Genomic DNA, 15,114 nt, shown 5'->3' on the forward strand with positions numbered 1-15,114 from the left:
CTCAGGACGTCCAGGCCCGCCAGAGCGCGGCGTACTCCCCGTCCAGGTCGAGCAGCTCGTCGTGGCTGCCGAGCTCCACGATCCGCCCGTCGAGCACCACCGCGATGCGGTCGGCGTCGTGCGCGGTGTGCAGGCGGTGGGCGATCGCGACGACGGTGCGACCCTCGAGCAGGCTGTTCATCGACCCCTCGAGCGTCCGTGCGGTGCGCGGGTCGATGAGGGAGGTGGCCTCGTCGAGCACGAGGGTGTGCGGGTCGGCGATGATCAGCCGCGCGAGCGCGACCTGCTGGGCCTGGGCGGGCGTCAGCGCGTGACGGCCGGACCCGATCGTGGTGTCGAGCCCCTCGGGCAGCCGCTCCACCCACGCGAGCGCGCCGACGGCCCGCAGGGCGGCGCGGACGTCGTCGTCGGAGGAGTCCTCCCGCGCCAGAACGACGTTGTCGCGCACGGTGCCGATGAAGACGTGGTGCTCCTGGGTCACCAGCGCCACCTCGGTGCGCAGCACCTCGAGGGGCAGGTCGACGAGGTCGACGCCACCGACGCGGGCCGACCCGGTGCGCGGACGGTTGATGCCCGCGAGGAGCCGGCCGAGCGTGGACTTGCCCGACCCGCTCGGGCCGACCACGGCCAGCCGCTCGCCCGTGCGCAGGCGCAGGTCGACTCCGTGCAGCACGTCGTGGCCCTCGCGGTAGGCGAAGCGCAGGTCCTCGCCCACCAGCTCGACGCCGTCCGGCAGCCGGTCACCGGGCTCGCGGTCGGGCGGGACCTCGGCGATGCCGAGCAGCCGGCTCGTCGAGGCCGCCCCGACCTGGAGGCGGTCGACCTCGCCGATCACGGCGTCGAGCGGCTCGCTCAGGGCGACGACGTAGAGCATCGCGGCGGTGATCTGGCCGAGGTCCACCCAGCCGCGGCTGTAGCCGTAGGCGCCCACGACCAGGGTGACGACCTGGGGCACCTGGAAGGCGCCGTTGAGGGCCGCGAACAGCACGTTGCGCAGCGTCATGCCGTAGCGCTCGGCCTGCGCGGACACCTCGATGTCGTCGCCACCGGCCCGCACCCGTGCGGCGGAGAGGCCGAGGGCCTCGACCGTGCGCGCCCCCTCGACGGTCTCGGTGAGGGTGGTGTTGATCCGGGAGTACGTCGCGCCCTCGGTGATGTACGCCTTGGGTGCTCGCCTGAGGTACGTGCGCACCGCGGGGGTGCAAAGGGCGAACACCAGCAGTGCCGGCACGGCGAGCACCAGCGAGTTGAGCAGCATGGCCACCACGGACAGCACGACCGTCAGCAGCGAGATCAGCAGGCGGGGCACACCCCACTGGACGGAGCGGGCCATCGTGCCGACGTCGCGGGTGACGCGCGTGACGAGGTCGCCGGTGCTCGCGCCCTCCACCCGGCCCACCGGGAGCCGGAGGATCGTGCCCACGACGTATTCGCGGGCCGAGGCGAGGAGGTCCTGGCCGAAGTGCGTGGAGGTGCGCTGGGCCCCGAAGGTGAACAGGGCCTGGAGGACGACGACGCCGACGACCGTCAGCGCGAGGGCGTCGAGCCCGTCGACGGCGGTGCCCTGCGACTCGACCCGGTTGACCAGCGCGCCGAGGAGGCGGGGCACCACGAGCGCCGAGCCGGCCGCGAGGGCGTTGAGGAGCACGAGCAGGGCGAAGGAGCGCCGGCGCCGGCGCACGAGGTCGCCGAAGAAGTGGAGCACGGCCCGGTTGCCCGACACCGGCCAGCCGCGCACCGGGTTGCGCGAGGCCGCGTAGACCTCCTCCGCGCGCTGTCGGCGCAGTGCGTGCCGGTGCCACAGGGCGCGGTGGCGCTCGCGCAGGCTCGCGTGCTCGGGCGGGCGCAGCACGTCGGGCACGGCGGGCGCGTCCTGCGAGCGGTCCCGCCAGGTCTGCGCCGAGGTGGCCAGGAGGTCCGGGCCCGAGCCGGTCACCGGACGACCTCCTCGTCGTCGAGCGCGCGGGCCACGACCCGTCGGTAGTCGTCGTCGGAGACCAGCAGGTCGGCGTGGCGGCCCTCGGCGACGACGGTGCCCTCGTGGAGCAGCACGACGTGCTCGGCGTGGTGCAGCCAGAGCGGCGAGACGGTCGTGACGACCGTGGTGCGGCCCCGGCGCGCGTCGGCGACGCGCTCGGCGATCCGTGCCTCCGTGTGGGCGTCGACCGCCGACGTCGGCTCCACGAGCACCAGCACCGGCGGGTCCGCGGCGACCGCGCGGGCGAGGACGACGCGCTGGCGCTGGCCGCCCGACAGGCCGCGACCGCGCTCGTCGAGCTGGCCCTGCCAGCCCTCCGGCAGCGCGTCGTAGACGTCCTCGGCGCTGGCGACCCGCAGCGCGTGCTCCGCCTGCTCGCGGGTGAGCCGGCCGTGGGGGTCGACGGCGTCCTGGAGCGTGCCGGCGAACAGCTGGCTGCCGGTGTCGCTCACCAGCACCTGGCGGCGTACGTCGTCGAGGCGGGCGCGCGACAGGTCGACCCCACCGAGGGTGACGCCCCACTCGCGACCGGCCCGCTCCTCGTCGCGCGCGGCGATGCGGGCGCGCTCCTGCGCACGGGCGGCACGGGCGCGCCGTGCTGCCCGGCCCCTGACGCCGTCGTCCTCGGCCGCGGGGACGGGCTCGGTGTCGGCGGGGAGGTAGCGGCCCAGGCGGTCGGCCAGCGCCGCGCTCTGCTCCGGCACGGCGCTCACGACGACCGTGAGCAGGCCGGGCCGCACGGTGAGGCCACTGGCCGCGTCGTGCAGGGCGCCGGCGCCGTCCAGCGCGACGGGGTCGGCCGGGTCGCGCCACGGCGGCCGCTGCTCGAAGATGGCGATGGCCTTGCGGGCACTGACCAGCGAGCGGACGCCCTTCTGCGCGAACTCGAAGAACGTCCGGATCGGCCCCACCATGAACAGGCCGTAGCCCAGGAAGGTGATGAGCTCGCCGACGGTCAGGGCGCCGGCCTGGACCTGCCTGGTGCCGAGCCAGACGAGGGAGACCAGGAAGATGCCGGACAGGAGCACGCCGACGGCCTCGACCGCCGCCTGCCAGATGCCGGCGCCGACCCCCGCCTGCTTGGCCGACTGCGACTGGCGGGCGTAGTTGGCGCCGAAGGTCTGCTCGCCGCCGATGCCGCGCAGGATGCGCAGGCCCGCCACGATGTCGGTGGCCAGGGAGGTGAGGTCCGACGTGCGCGAGCGCTCCACCTGCTGGCGGCGGTGCAGCGGGCGCAGCAGCGGCAGCGCCGCCCCGACCAGCACCGGCGCCGCGACCAGCGTGAGCAGGCCGAGCTCCCACGACATCGTCAGGACGATGACGGCCACGGTGAGGTACGACGCGAGCTGGCCGAGCGTGCGGGAGAGGATCTCGGTGAGCGCACCGAACTCGTCGGAGTCGCTCGAGGCCACGCTGAGCACCTCGCCGGTGGGGGAGCGGCGGGGCAGCACGTGCCCCATCTGGGCCACCTTGCGGGTCACCATCTCGAGCGTGCCGTAGAGGCCGACCAGCCAGCTGCGCACGACGAGGGTGTGCGACACGATGCCGAAGACCGCGCCCACCGCCACCACGCCGAGCAGCAGCGACGCCCATCCGAGCAGGGCCGCCTCCGAGCCGCCGACGATGCCTTCGTCCACCGCGTTGCCGAAGATCCACGGTCCGAGAGTCATCGGGAGGAACCACAGCGCGTAGCACAGCGACGACAGGGCGACCAGGGCCTTCTGCTGTCCGAGGACCCAGCGGAGGAACGCCGCGGGCGACCGGGTGTCGGGGTCCGGGCTGGGGGCGTCGTCGCTCCCGGTGAAGAACGTCGCGATCCGGGGTGGGAAGTCCTGCATGTCGTGGGAGACCCTAGGCGTCGCCGCCCAGCGGGCCGGCTCCGCGCGGGCGGTGAGGTGTGTCACGTAGACCAAAGTCGGCAGTCCTCTCACTCCCTGCCACTCCCTCCCGCTCGTCCACCCCTGCGGGTACCGTGGCGGTCGATGACCGACGTCGAGGTGATGACTCCCCGCGAGGTCCCGCTCGGGGGCCCCCGGGCCATGCGCGTACGACGGACGCTCCCGCAGCGGCACCGCTCGCTGATCGGCGCCTGGTGCTTCGTCGACCACTACGGACCCGACGACGTCGACGAGACCGGCGGCATGGTCCTGCCGGCGCATCCGCACACCGGGTTGCAGACCGCCAGCTGGCTCTTCGACGGCGCCCTGGAGCACCGCGACTCCGTCGGCAGCCTGGCGACCGTGCGTCCCGGCGAGCTCAACCTGATGACCGCCGGCCGGGGCATCAGCCACACCGAGGTCTCCACGCCGGGCACCACGACGCTGCACGGCGCCCAGCTGTGGATCGCCCTGCCCGAGGACAGCCGCCACGTCGAGCCGCGGTTCGAGCACTTCGCCCCCCGGCCGGTGCGGGGTCCGGGGTGGGAGGCGCGGGTGTTCATCGGCTCGCTCCTCGGCGCCAGCTCGCCGGTCGTGACCCACACCCCGCTGCTCGGCGTCGAGCTCATGCTCGCGACCGGCAAGAGCCTCGACGTCGACGTCGACGAGACCTTCGAGCACGGGGTGCTGCTCGACGTCGGCGCGGTCGACGTCGACGGCCAGGACCTGCGGCCCAGCGACCTGGCCTACGTCCCGCCCGGCCGCGGCTCGCTCACCGTCACCGCGCACGAGGAGGCGCGCCTGCTGCTGCTCGGCGGGCCCCCGTTCGGCGAGGCGATCGTCATGTGGTGGAACTTCATCGGTCGCAGCCACGACGAGGTCGCCGGCTACCGCCGCGAGTGGCAGCACCAGGTCACCGCCGGCGGTGAGGTCGTGGCGGACGGCCGCCAGGTCGCCCCCGGCCGGTTCGGCACGGTCGACCTCGACCTGCAGCCGATCCCCGCGCCGCCGCTGCCCAACGTCCGCCTCAAGGAGCGGCACTGACGGGCGCCGGGCCCGTCGTGGGGCCCGACGGCATCGCCCGATGCCCGTGGGCGGTGGGCGACGCGGTCAACCTCGCCTACCACGACACGGAGTGGGGCATGCGGGTCTCCGGCGAGTCCGCGCACCTCGAGCGGCTGACCCTGGAGGCGTTCCAGTCCGGCCTGTCCTGGCGCACCATCCTCGACAAGCGCGACAACTTCCGCGCCGCGTTCGCGGGCTTCGACGCCGACGTCGTGGCGGCCTACGGCCCCGACGACGTCGAGCGGCTGATGGCCGACGCCGGCATCGTGCGCAACCTCCGCAAGGTCCAGGCCGCGATCACCAACGCGCGCGCCACCGTCGCTATCCGCGATCGGGGCGGCCTCGAGACGTTCATCTGGTCGTTCCGCCCCGAGCCGGGGCCGGCCCCACGCACGACCGCCGACGTGCCCACCACCTCGCCCGAGTCGGTGGCGCTGTCGAAGGCGCTGAAGAGGGCCGGTTTCGCCCACGTCGGGCCGACCACGATGCACGCCCTGATGGAGGCGATCGGCCTCGTCGACGACCACCTCGAGGGCTGTCACCGCCGCGGCTGCGCCCACTAGCCTCGCGCGCATGACCACCGTCACGCGCGTGCACGCCTTCTCCGCCGACGACGCCCTGTCCGACCTCGACGCCACCGGCCTGGTGTCGGCGCTCCGCGCCGGCGCGGTCTCGGTGCCCGAGGTGGTGGAGGCGGCCATCGCCCGCACGGAGCAGGTCGACGCAGCCCTCGGAGCGGTGGCGTACGCCGCCTACGACCGCGCCCGTGACGAGGCGCGCCGGCCCCGGGGCGGCTGGTTCGCCGGCGTGCCGACGTTCGTCAAGGACAACGTCGACGTGGCCGGCATGCCCACGCAGCACGGCGCGGACGCCTTCGCCGCGGAGCCGAAGCAGGCCGACGGCGACTTCGCCCGCATGTACCTCGCCACCGGCCTGATCCCGCTCGGCAAGACCCAGCTCTCGGAGTTCGGCTTCTCCGGTGCCGCCGACCACGTGCGCCTGGGACCGGTCCGCTCGCCGTGGAACCCCGAGCACTACGCCGGGGCCTCGTCCGCGGGGTCGGCCGCGCTCGTCGCCGCCGGTGCCGTGCCGATCGCCCACGCCAACGACGGCGGCGGCTCGATCCGCATCCCGGCGGCGGTCAACGGCCTCGTGGGGCTCAAGCCGACGCGCGGGCGCCTGGCCCAGGACCGGATGATGCGGGACATGCCGGTGCGGATCGTCTCCGACGGCGTGCTGACCCGCAGCGTCCGCGACACCGCCGCGTTCTACCGGGAGGCGGAGAAGATCTGGCGCAACCCTCTCCTGCCGCCCGTCGGCGACGTCACCCGCCCCAGCCGGTCGCGCCTGAGGATCGCGGTCGTCACCACCGGGATCGGCCGCGAGTGCAGCGCCGAGGTCCGCGAGCTCACCCTGAGGACCGCCGCCCTGCTCGACGAGCTGGGCCACCACGTCGAGGAGATCGACAACCCGGTCCCGGACAGCTTCCCCGAGCACTTCGTGCGGTTCTGGTCCATGCTGGCGCTGGTCATCGCCCGGCGTGGCCGCAAGGACTTCGGCGACACGTGGGACCCAACCAGGCTGGACAACCTCACCCTGGGCCTGGCGCGGCACGCCGCCCGCAACCTGCACAAGCAGCCGTTCTCCATCGCGGTCCTGCGCCGCTCGCAGCGGCTCGCGGCGCGGCACCGGGCGTCGTACGACGTCACCCTGACGCCCACGCTGGCCACCGAGACGCCGCGGGTCGGGCACCTGCGGCCGGACCAGGACTACGACGAGATCATGCGGCGGCTGATGGAGTGGGTCGCCTTCACGCCGCTGCAGAACGCGACCGGCGAGCCGGCGGTCTCGCTGCCCCTCGCCACCACCGCGGGCGGGCTGCCGCAGGGCATGATGCTCGGTGCCGGGGCCGGCCGTGAGGCGCGCCTCCTGGGCCTGTCCTACGAGCTCGAGGAGGCCGTCGGCTGGCCGCGGATCCAGGCCCCCTGACAGGGCCGTCGATCGGGGTCCGGAGCCGATTTCTCATCGTGGCGGGGCGTGTGTACAGTTCTCCGTCGTTGCCCCTTTAGCTCAGTCGGCAGAGCGTCTCCATGGTAAGGAGAAGGTCTACGGTTCGATTCCGTAAAGGGGCTCTGGGTCGGACCCCTTCCGGGGGCGTCCGTCCTCCGCGGCGGGGTAGCTCAGGTGGTTAGAGCACACGGCTCATAATCGTGGTGTCGCGGGTTCGAGTCCCGCCCCCGCTACCACCAGCTGACACCGCACCACCCGCAACCCAAGGATCTGCCATGGCCAGCAAGTCGTCGGACGTTCGCCCCAAGATCACACTCGCGTGCACCGAGTGCAAGGAGCGCAACTACATCACCAAGAAGAACCGTCGCAACGATCCCGACCGGATCGAGCTGCAGAAGTTCTGCCCGCGCTGCCGGCGCCACACCGCCCACCGCGAGACCCGCTGACGCTTCCTCCGTCACCACCGACCCGTCCGAGAGCCTCGGACGGGTCGCTGTGTTTGGGGGGTGCATCCGCAGGCCCTAGGGTCGGAGCATGCCCGTCGACCCCTCGCTGGTGGGGCGCGAGTTCCCCGCACCGGCGCCCCTGACCGTCACCCCCGAGCGGGTCCGCGCCTTCGCGGCTGCGGTGGGCCACCCGGACGGAGCGGTCCCGCCGACCTTCCCCATCGTGCTGGCCTTCGACGCCATGCAGGCCTTCCTCGACGCAGAGCGCATCGACCTGCACCGGATCGTGCACGGCGAGCAGCGCTTCGCCTACGTGCGGCCGCTGGAGCTCGGTGACGAGCTCACCGCGACCCTCACCGTGACCGGCCTGCGCCAGATCGGCGGCGCCGACATCATCGCCACGGCCAGCGAGCTCACCGACGTCACCGGGGCGGTGGTCTGCACGGGCAAGGCGACGCTCGTGCACTCGGCCGGAGCAGGAGGTGCGGCGTGAACGCCGGCGACGTCCTCGGCCCCCTGACCTTCACCGTCACCCGTGCCGACCTCGTCGCGTACGCCGACGCCAGCGGCGACCACAACCCGATCCACCAGGACGAGGAGGTGGCGCGCAGCGTGGGCCTGCCCGGGGTGATCGCGCACGGCATGTACACCCTCGCCCTGGTCGGCCGCGCCGTCGCGGAGTGGACCGACGGGGCGGAGGTCGTGGACCTCGGGGCGAAGTTCACCAGCCCGGTGGTGGTGCCGGCCGAGGGCGGCGCCGAGGTGGTCGTGGCAGGCACGGTGAAGTCCGTCGCCGACGGCCTGGCCACCCTCGCCCTCGAGGTCACCTGTGGCGGGCAGAAGGTGCTCGGCATGCCGAAGGCGGTCGTGAGGACCGGCGCACGTGCCTGACCTGCGCGACCACACCACCCTCCGGCTCGGCGGGCCCGCGCGCGAGTGGGTGCGCGCTCGCACCGAGGCCGAGCTCGTCGCCGCGGTCGCCGACGCCGACGCGAGCGGCACGCCCGTGCTGGTGCTCGGCGGCGGGTCCAACCTCGTCGTCGCCGACGAGGGGTTCGACGGCCGTGTCGTGGAGGTCGCCACCACCGGCGTCGCCGCCGACACCGACACCTGCGACGTCGACGCGCTCGCCCAGTGCGGCGGGGTCGTGCTGACGGTCGCCGCGGGCGAGGACTGGGACGCCCTCGTCGCCCGGACGGTCGCGAACGGTTGGGCGGGTGTCGAGGCCCTCTCCGGCATCCCGGGCTCGGTCGGGGCGACCCCGATCCAGAACGTCGGCGCCTACGGGCAGGACGTGTCCCAGACCATCGCCCGGGTGCGCACCTGGGACCGCCTCGAGCGCACCCAGCGCACCTTCGCCGCCGCCGACTGCGGGTTCGGCTACCGGCACTCCCGCTTCAAGGCCGAGCCCGGCCGCCACCTCGTCCTCGAGGTCACCTTTCAGCTGCGACAGGGCGACCTCGGTGAGCCCGTGCGCTACGCCGAGCTCGCCCGCCGCCTCGGTGTCGAGCCGGGGCAGCGCGCCCCCCTGGCCGCCGTCCGGGAGGCGGTGCTCGCCCTGCGGGCCGGCAAGGGGATGGTGCTCGACGACGCGGACGCCGACACGTGGAGCGCGGGGTCGTTCTTCACCAACCCGATCCTGACCCCGCAGCAGGCGGCGGCGCTGCCCGACGACGCCCCCCGCTGGGAGCAGCCCGACGGGACCGTGAAGTCCAGCGCCGCCTGGCTGATCGAGCGCGCCGGGTTCGGCCGGGGCCACGTGAGCGAGGCGGCAGGGGAGCGGGTCGGCCTCTCGACCAAGCACACGCTGGCACTCACCAATCGCGGGGGTGCCACCACCGACGAGCTGCTCACCCTCGCTCGCGAGGTCCGCGACGGCGTGCGCGAGAGGTTCGGCGTCACGCTGGTCAACGAGCCGGTGACGGTCGGCTGCTCCCTCTAGGCGAGCCAGGCGGCGATGTCGCGCCTCGCGGCAGCGACGACGTCCGACGGCGCCCGGGACGCCTCGAACGACATCTCGGCCAGCCGGGCCAGCGTCGCGTCGTCGAGGTCGTGGGCGGCCCGCATCGTGGCGTACTGGCCGGCCAGGCGCGAGCCGAACAGGAGCGGGTCGTCGGCGCCGAGCGCCACCGTCGCGCCCGCGACCAGCAGCTGCGGCAGGGGCACGGACGTCAGGTCGGAGTAGACCCCGAGCGAGACGTTGGACACCGGGCAGACCTCGAGGGCGATCCCCGCCGAGACGATCCGGTCGAGCAACGCGGGATCCTCCACGCTGCGCACGCCGTGCCCGAGCCGCTGCGGAGCGAGGGCGTCCAGGCACTGCCGCACGTGGTCGGGGCCGCGCAGCTCGCCGCCGTGCGGCACCAGGAGGAGGTCGGCGCGCGCGGCGATCCTGAAGGCGCCGGCGAAGTCCTCGGTCCGGCCGCGTCGCTCGTCGTTGGACAGTCCGAACCCCACCACCCCGCGACCGGCGTACTGGGCCGCCAGCCGGGCCAGCGTCCGGGCGTCGAGCGGGTGCCGCGTCCGGTTGGCCGCGATCACGACGGCGATGCCGAGTCCGGTGCGCTCCGAGGCGTCGCGGACGCAGTCGAGCACGAGGTCGGTGAACGCCGTGATCCCGCCGAACCGGGCCGCGTACCCGCTCGGGTCGACCTGGATCTCCAGCCACCGACCGCCGTCGCGCACGTCGTCCTCGGCGGCCTCCAGCACCAGGCGGCGGACGTCGTCCGGCGTGCGCAGCACCGAGCGCGCCACGTCGTAGAGCCGCTGGAAGCGGAACCAGCCCTTCTCGTCGGCCGCGCTGAGCCGTGGCGGCCAGTCCTCGACCAGCGAGTCGGGCAGCACGATGCCGTCGCGCTCGGCGAGCTCGAGCAGGGTGCCGTGGCGCATCGACCCGGTGAAGTGGAGGTGGAGGTGCGCCTTCGGCAGCGCGCTCACGTCGCGGTGCCGCTCGATCCCGCCCGCCCCCGCTGCCGTCATGGGACGAATCGTAGGGAGCCCGGCGACCTCGGTTCGACGCGGGCTGGATCCGCCCCGTATGCTTCCCGATTGGTGGTTTCGCCACATGCTTCGGCATGCCCCCGGCGAGGGGGAGGGACCATCGGAGGGCACTAGCTCAACTGGCAGAGCATCGGTCTCCAAAACCGAAGGTTGGGGGTTCAAGTCCCTCGTGCCCTGCGAGGAACACTGCACAGCAACGCACGACAACGCACAGCAACAGCGAGAAGGTGGATGACGTGGCCGACGGCAACGCGGTTCAGGACCGGCGCGACTCGCGCGGCGACGACCGTGGGCGCACCAGCCCGGCCACGTTCCTGCGCCAGGTGGTGGCCGAGCTCCGCAAGGTGGTGTGGCCCACCCAGCAGCAGCTGGTCACCTACTTCTTCGTCGTGCTGGTCTTCGTCATCGCCGTGATGCTGCTGGTCTCGGTGCTCGACCTGGCTTTCGGCAAGCTGGTCTTCGAGATCTTCACCGGCAGCAACGCCCAGTGACGACGGGGCAGTGATCCCGCCCCCCAGCAACGACGTACGGAGTGAGACGTGTCTGACAACCATGACGTGGACCGGGTCGACGACCAGGTCGACGACCAGGTCGAGTCCGCCGACGAGGTGACCCCGGAGGACGCCGAGGTGGACGCCGTCGAGGACACCGACGACGCGGCCGAGGCGAGCGACGAGACCGCCGGCGACGACGCCGAGCAGGCAGGCGAGGCTGCTGACGAGGCCGCTGACGAGGACCCGCTCGAGGCGTTCCGTCGCGAGCTGTGGGCCAAGCCGGGCGACTGGTTCGTCGTGCACACCTACTCCGGCATGGAGAAGAGGGTCAAGCACAACCTCGAGAACCGCATCATCTCCCTCAACATGGAGGACTACATCCACGAGATCGTGGTCCCCACCGAGGAGGTCGCGGAGATCAAGAACGGCCAGCGCAAGATGGTCACCCGCACCGTCCTGCCCGGCTACGTCCTGGTCCGCATGGACCTCACCGACGAGTCCTGGTCCGCGGTGCGCCACACCCCGTCCGTCACGGGGTTCGTGGGCCACAGCCACCAGCCCGTGCCGCTGAGCATGAGCGAGGTCGAGGACATGCTCGCGCCGGCCGTCGTGGCCGTCGCCGAGGCCGAGGCCGCCGCGGCCGGCGACAAGGGCGCCTCCACCACCCCGCGCAAGCCGGTCGAGGTCGCCGACTTCGACGTCTCCGACTCGGTGATGGTGGTCGACGGCCCGTTCGCCACGCTCCACGCGACGATCACCGAGATCAACGCCGAGTCCCAGCGCGTCAAGGCGCTCGTCGAGATCTTCGGTCGCGAGACCCCGGTCGAGCTGTCGTTCTCGCAGATCCAGAAGGTCTGAGCACCGACGTCGGACGTCGTTCGTCCCGCCGCACGCGCGGGGGCTCGATTTCCCGCGCGGTCGCTGGGCAGCGACAATGAAGTAGCAACAACCCGTGGCAGGGGGCAACGGCCCTCGTCATGACCACAAGAGAGAGAGAAGGCAATGCCTCCGAAGAAGAAGATCGCCGCGCTGGTCAAGGTGCAGCTGCAGGCCGGTTCGGCCACCCCGGCCCCGCCGGTCGGTACGGCCCTCGGTCCCCACGGCGTGAACATCATGGACTTCTGCAAGGCCTACAACGCCCAGACCGAGTCCATGCGCGGCAACGTGATCCCGGTCGAGATCACGATCTACGAGGACCGCTCGTTCACCTTCATCACCAAGACCCCGCCGGCCGCCGAGCTCATCAAGAAGGCCGCCGGCCTCTCCAAGGGCTCCGGCGTCCCGCACAAGGAGAAGGTCGGCAAGCTCACCAAGGACCAGGTCCGCGAGATCGCGCAGACCAAGCTCCCCGACCTCAACGCCAACGACATCGACGCGGCCATGAAGATCGTCGAGGGCACCGCGCGCTCGATGGGCATCACGACCGACTGAACACGTGGGAGAGCCGCGCTGGCTCGCTGACCACATCCTTCGCACCAGAGAAACGAGAAGACCATGCAGCGCAGCAAGACCTACCGCGCGGCGGCCGAGGCGTTCGACAAGGACGAGCTCTACGCCCCGCTGACCGCCATCAAGATCGCCAAGGGCGGCTCGAAGAAGAAGTTCGACGAGACCGTCGACGTCGTGATGCGCCTCGGCGTCGACCCCCGCAAGGCCGACCAGATGGTCCGCGGCACGGTGAACCTCCCGCACGGCACGGGCAAGACCGCCCGCGTGCTGGTGTTCGCCAACGGCGACAAGGCCGAGGCCGCCCGTGAGGCCGGCGCCGAGTACGTCGGCAGCGACGAGCTCATCGAGAAGGTCGCCGGCGGGTGGCTCGACTTCGACGCCGTCGTCGCGACGCCCGACATGATGGGCAAGGTCGGCCGCCTGGGTCGCGTCCTGGGCCCGCGCTCGCTCATGCCGAACCCGAAGACCGGCACGGTGACCCCCGACGTCGCCAAGGCCGTCACGGACATCAAGGGCGGCAAGATCGAGTTCCGCGTCGACCGCCACGCCAACCTGCACTTCATCATCGGCAAGGCGTCCTTCTCCGAGGTCCAGCTCGCCGAGAACTACGCCGCCGCCCTCGAGGAGGTGCTGCGCCTGAAGCCGGCCAGCTCCAAGGGCCGCTACATCAAGAAGGTCACCGTCTCCACGACGATGGGCCCCGGCATCCAGGTCGACCCGAACCGCACGAAGAACGTCGCGGAGGAGGACGAGGCCGTCCAGGCCTGATCGTCCGCAGCCGCCGCGCCCGGCCCGGCCACCCCGCACGGGGTGGCCGGGCCGCGTCGTTCCCGCGCCTCCGTGCCCCCGCCGCCTCGGGCGGCGCCGTCTCGGTGTGGAACGATCGGGGTACGACGGCGTCGGGCGACCGCCACGGTGTCGCCGATCCTCATCCGTCGAGACATCCGTCCAGGAGACCCACATGCGCGTCCCGTCCCTCGCCCGCCGCCTCGGCTCCGCCGCCCTGGTGCTGACCCTGGGAGTCGGGCTCGCCGCGTGCAGCGACGACTCCGGCTCCGGCGACACCCCGAGCTCCGCCACCGACGAGGGCTCGGAGTCCGCCTCCCCCGAGGAGCCGGCCGAGGAGGCGGAGACCGAGACGGAGGACCCGGCCGAGGCGTCGCCGGCCGAGCTCACCGCCGACGACTTCTACCCGTCGGTGATGGACGCGATGCGCGAGGCCGAGACCTTCGCCTTCGAGACGACCACCGGCACCGCGGGCCAGACCCAGACGATGACCGGCGAGGCCCGGTTCAGCGACGCGGGCATCGAGATGCAGGCGTCCAGCACGGGCGCCCAGGCCATGGAGATGATCCTCCTGGGCAAGGCGATGTACATGAAGTCGCCCGAGCTCGGCACCGGCGGCAAGTGGCTCAAGATCGACCTGAGCGACCCGAACTCGCTCTTCGGCATGATCGGCAAGGCCACCGACCCCGAGGTCATGTTCAAGGCGATGGAGGCCCCGAAGAAGCTCGAGCTCGTGGGCTCCGAGGAGGTCGACGGCGTCGAGACCAACCACTACCGGATCACCCTCGACCCCTCGCAGTACCTCGACGCCATGGAGTTCCCGGCCGCGATGGCCGACATGCTCCCCGAGGAGATGGTGACCGAGATGTGGGTCGACGCCGACAACCTGCCGCGGAGGTTCGCGCAGACGCTGGAGGTCCCGGCGGTCGGTGGCGGCCAGCCGACGACCTCGACCACCGAGGGCACCTACTCCGACTTCGGCCTCGACGTGGAGATCGAGGAGCCCCCGGCCGGGCAGGTCACCGAGCAGCCGGGCATGTGACGCCCGCGGTCGGCGAGCGGGTCAGTCGCGGAAGACCCGCTCGTCGATCAGCTGCTCCTTGACCTCGGTGCCCTCCGGCTCGAAGCGGCCCTGGTCGAAGCGCGTGCGGAACTGCAGCACCGCGCCGTCGCGGCCGAACCGGTTCTTCTCGACCGTCAGCACCGCGTAGTCGCGGAACCGCTCGGCGTTGCCGAGGTCGTAGGTCAGGTGGTGGCGCGCCACGATGTCGAACTTGTTGTTGAGCACCAGCACGACGTCGGCCTCGTAGGCCAGCGCGCTCGACCCGCGCAGGTCGTTGGCCCGCATCCTCCTGCCGGAGCGCAGCGCCGCCTTGTCGGCTGCCGCGACGGCCAGCACCGGGGCGTTGATGTCGATCGCGAGGTCCTTCAGCCCCTCGACGACCTCGGTCGTGCTGGCCTCCTCGTCGAGGTGGTGCGACTTCACCTTCTGCAGGTAGTCGACGACCACGAGCGGCGTGGTCCCCGTCAGCTCGCGCACCGCCTCGATCGCGGCCTGGATCGCCGCCAGGTCGGTGCGGCTGCCGGTCGAGCGGTGCACGAAGAGCATCTCGGAGTACTGCGCGACCTTGGCCAGCGCCTCCACGCCCGAGGGCACCGACTCCAGCCGGTGCTCCAGCGAGCTGACCCACAGGTCGTCGAAGATCGAGCGGATGCTGCCGACCCGCACCTGGTCGGACTCGTCGAGCTCGCCGGCCTCGAGGGCGATCAGCTTCTGCGTGAGGTCCTCGGCGTCGTGCTCGTAGGAGAAGTAGAGCACCGGACGGCCGGTCGCGGCGTTGTTGCGCGCCACCTGCAGGGCGAAGGTCGACTTGCCGAGGCCCTGCGGGCCGGCGAGGAGGACCAGTGAGCCGGCCCGCATCCCGCCACCGATCAACGGGTCGAGCCCGCCGAAGCCGGTCCTCCAGACGCGCCCGGCCGCGTTGCGTCCGGTGAGCATGCGTTCGTCG

Annotated in this window: 16 protein-coding genes and 3 tRNA genes; 15 read left to right on the forward strand and 4 right to left on the reverse strand. The window is 72.5% G+C overall.

Annotation, left to right across the window (positions count from 1 at the left end; translation table 11 throughout):
- Position 1: 1 nt before the first annotated feature.
- Together J3P38_RS15145 and J3P38_RS15150 are read right to left on the reverse strand one after the other, a co-directional pair.
- Complete coding sequence (locus J3P38_RS15145; protein ID WP_307807942.1) at positions 2-1,936, reverse strand: ABC transporter ATP-binding protein; 1,935 nt, start codon at positions 1,934-1,936, stop codon at positions 2-4.
- Positions 1,933-3,816 carry an ABC transporter ATP-binding protein gene (locus J3P38_RS15150; RefSeq protein ID WP_210504275.1) on the reverse strand — a complete coding sequence of 628 codons (1,884 nt, stop codon included), beginning with the start codon at positions 3,814-3,816 and terminating at the stop codon, positions 1,933-1,935. The genes J3P38_RS15145 and J3P38_RS15150 overlap by 4 nt, the downstream gene beginning before the upstream one ends.
- Before the next feature lie 144 nt (positions 3,817-3,960).
- On the opposite strand from J3P38_RS15150, the gene J3P38_RS15155 reads away from it, so the two are divergent.
- From J3P38_RS15155 to J3P38_RS15195, 9 genes are all read left to right on the forward strand, one after another.
- The gene (locus tag J3P38_RS15155; protein ID WP_210504276.1) at positions 3,961-4,899 is read left to right on the forward strand and encodes a pirin family protein; all 939 of its coding nucleotides are present in this window, start codon (positions 3,961-3,963) and stop codon (positions 4,897-4,899) included.
- Between the two features lie 53 nt (positions 4,900-4,952).
- Complete coding sequence (locus J3P38_RS15160) at positions 4,953-5,483, forward strand: DNA-3-methyladenine glycosylase I (protein WP_307807943.1); 531 nt, start codon at positions 4,953-4,955, stop codon at positions 5,481-5,483.
- A 10-nt stretch (positions 5,484-5,493) separates the two neighbouring features.
- A complete protein-coding gene (locus J3P38_RS15165) occupies positions 5,494-6,909 on the forward strand; it encodes an amidase (protein WP_210504277.1) in 1,416 nt (471 codons plus the stop codon).
- A 70-nt stretch (positions 6,910-6,979) separates the two neighbouring features.
- A tRNA-Thr gene (locus J3P38_RS15170) sits at positions 6,980-7,052 on the forward strand.
- Between the two features lie 37 nt (positions 7,053-7,089).
- A tRNA-Met gene (locus J3P38_RS15175) sits at positions 7,090-7,166 on the forward strand.
- Positions 7,167-7,205: 39 nt separating this feature from the next.
- On the forward strand, positions 7,206-7,376 hold the full coding sequence (rpmG, locus tag J3P38_RS15180) for a 50S ribosomal protein L33 (RefSeq protein ID WP_210439802.1): 171 nt from the start codon (positions 7,206-7,208) through the stop codon (positions 7,374-7,376).
- Between the two features lie 88 nt (positions 7,377-7,464).
- The gene (locus tag J3P38_RS15185) at positions 7,465-7,869 is read left to right on the forward strand and encodes an FAS1-like dehydratase domain-containing protein (protein ID WP_210439803.1); all 405 of its coding nucleotides are present in this window, start codon (positions 7,465-7,467) and stop codon (positions 7,867-7,869) included.
- The gene (locus J3P38_RS15190) at positions 7,866-8,267 is read left to right on the forward strand and encodes a MaoC/PaaZ C-terminal domain-containing protein (protein ID WP_210504278.1); all 402 of its coding nucleotides are present in this window, start codon (positions 7,866-7,868) and stop codon (positions 8,265-8,267) included. Before J3P38_RS15185 ends, J3P38_RS15190 begins: the two co-directional genes overlap by 4 nt.
- Positions 8,260-9,318, forward strand: coding sequence for a UDP-N-acetylmuramate dehydrogenase (locus tag J3P38_RS15195; RefSeq protein WP_210504279.1), 1,059 nt, complete (start codon positions 8,260-8,262; stop codon positions 9,316-9,318). Before J3P38_RS15190 ends, J3P38_RS15195 begins: the two co-directional genes overlap by 8 nt.
- On the opposite strand, the gene J3P38_RS15200 is transcribed toward J3P38_RS15195, so the two are convergent.
- The gene (locus J3P38_RS15200) at positions 9,315-10,355 is read right to left on the reverse strand and encodes an adenosine deaminase (protein ID WP_210504280.1); all 1,041 of its coding nucleotides are present in this window, start codon (positions 10,353-10,355) and stop codon (positions 9,315-9,317) included. The two genes, J3P38_RS15195 and J3P38_RS15200, sit on opposite strands and share 4 nt — an antisense overlap.
- Positions 10,356-10,480: 125 nt before the next feature.
- Here J3P38_RS15200 and J3P38_RS15205 point away from each other — a divergent pair.
- The 6 genes from J3P38_RS15205 to J3P38_RS15230 all read left to right on the forward strand — a co-directional run bounded on the left by J3P38_RS15205 (position 10,481) and on the right by J3P38_RS15230 (position 14,147).
- Positions 10,481-10,553, forward strand: a tRNA-Trp gene (locus tag J3P38_RS15205).
- A gap of 59 nt (positions 10,554-10,612) precedes the next feature.
- Positions 10,613-10,867, forward strand: a complete 255-nt coding sequence (secE, locus tag J3P38_RS17915) for a preprotein translocase subunit SecE (RefSeq protein WP_210439807.1) — start codon at positions 10,613-10,615, stop codon at positions 10,865-10,867.
- Between the two features lie 48 nt (positions 10,868-10,915).
- Positions 10,916-11,728, forward strand: a complete 813-nt coding sequence (nusG, locus tag J3P38_RS15215; protein ID WP_210504281.1) for a transcription termination/antitermination protein NusG — start codon at positions 10,916-10,918, stop codon at positions 11,726-11,728.
- Between the two features lie 144 nt (positions 11,729-11,872).
- A complete protein-coding gene (gene rplK, locus J3P38_RS15220; protein WP_210439809.1) occupies positions 11,873-12,301 on the forward strand; it encodes a 50S ribosomal protein L11 in 429 nt (142 codons plus the stop codon).
- Between the two features lie 63 nt (positions 12,302-12,364).
- Positions 12,365-13,087, forward strand: a complete 723-nt coding sequence (gene rplA / locus J3P38_RS15225) for a 50S ribosomal protein L1 (RefSeq protein ID WP_210439810.1) — start codon at positions 12,365-12,367, stop codon at positions 13,085-13,087.
- Positions 13,088-13,280: 193 nt separating this feature from the next.
- Positions 13,281-14,147 carry a hypothetical protein gene (locus tag J3P38_RS15230; protein WP_210504282.1) on the forward strand — a complete coding sequence of 289 codons (867 nt, stop codon included), beginning with the start codon at positions 13,281-13,283 and terminating at the stop codon, positions 14,145-14,147.
- A 21-nt stretch (positions 14,148-14,168) separates the two neighbouring features.
- Here J3P38_RS15230 and J3P38_RS15235 read toward each other — a convergent pair whose 3' ends face one another.
- Positions 14,169-15,104 (reverse strand): DnaB-like helicase C-terminal domain-containing protein, encoded by a 936-nt coding sequence (locus J3P38_RS15235; protein ID WP_210439812.1) that lies wholly within the window; start codon positions 15,102-15,104, stop codon positions 14,169-14,171.
- Positions 15,105-15,114 lie beyond the last annotated feature (10 nt).

Source organism: Nocardioides xinjiangensis (assembly GCF_017916455.1).
GTDB lineage: Bacteria > Actinomycetota > Actinomycetes > Propionibacteriales > Nocardioidaceae > Nocardioides > Nocardioides xinjiangensis.

Bases quoted from the DNA above. Each gene is read 5' to 3' on its own strand.
- J3P38_RS15150 (WP_210504275.1), bottom strand. From the start codon at position 3,816: ATGCAGGACTTCCCACCCCGGATCGCGACGTTCTTCACCGGGAGCGAC.
- J3P38_RS15155 (WP_210504276.1), top strand. From the start codon at position 3,961: ATGACCGACGTCGAGGTGATGACTCCCCGCGAGGTCCCGCTCGGGGGC.
- J3P38_RS15165 (WP_210504277.1), top strand. From the start codon at position 5,494: ATGACCACCGTCACGCGCGTGCACGCCTTCTCCGCCGACGACGCCCTG.
- rpmG (WP_210439802.1), top strand. From the start codon at position 7,206: ATGGCCAGCAAGTCGTCGGACGTTCGCCCCAAGATCACACTCGCGTGC.
- J3P38_RS15185 (WP_210439803.1), top strand. From the start codon at position 7,465: ATGCCCGTCGACCCCTCGCTGGTGGGGCGCGAGTTCCCCGCACCGGCG.
- J3P38_RS15200 (WP_210504280.1), bottom strand. From the start codon at position 10,355: ATGACGGCAGCGGGGGCGGGCGGGATCGAGCGGCACCGCGACGTGAGC.
- rplK (WP_210439809.1), top strand. From the start codon at position 11,873: ATGCCTCCGAAGAAGAAGATCGCCGCGCTGGTCAAGGTGCAGCTGCAG.
- rplA (WP_210439810.1), top strand. From the start codon at position 12,365: ATGCAGCGCAGCAAGACCTACCGCGCGGCGGCCGAGGCGTTCGACAAG.
- J3P38_RS15230 (WP_210504282.1), top strand. From the start codon at position 13,281: ATGCGCGTCCCGTCCCTCGCCCGCCGCCTCGGCTCCGCCGCCCTGGTG.
- J3P38_RS15235 (WP_210439812.1), bottom strand. From the start codon at position 15,104: ATGCTCACCGGACGCAACGCGGCCGGGCGCGTCTGGAGGACCGGCTTC.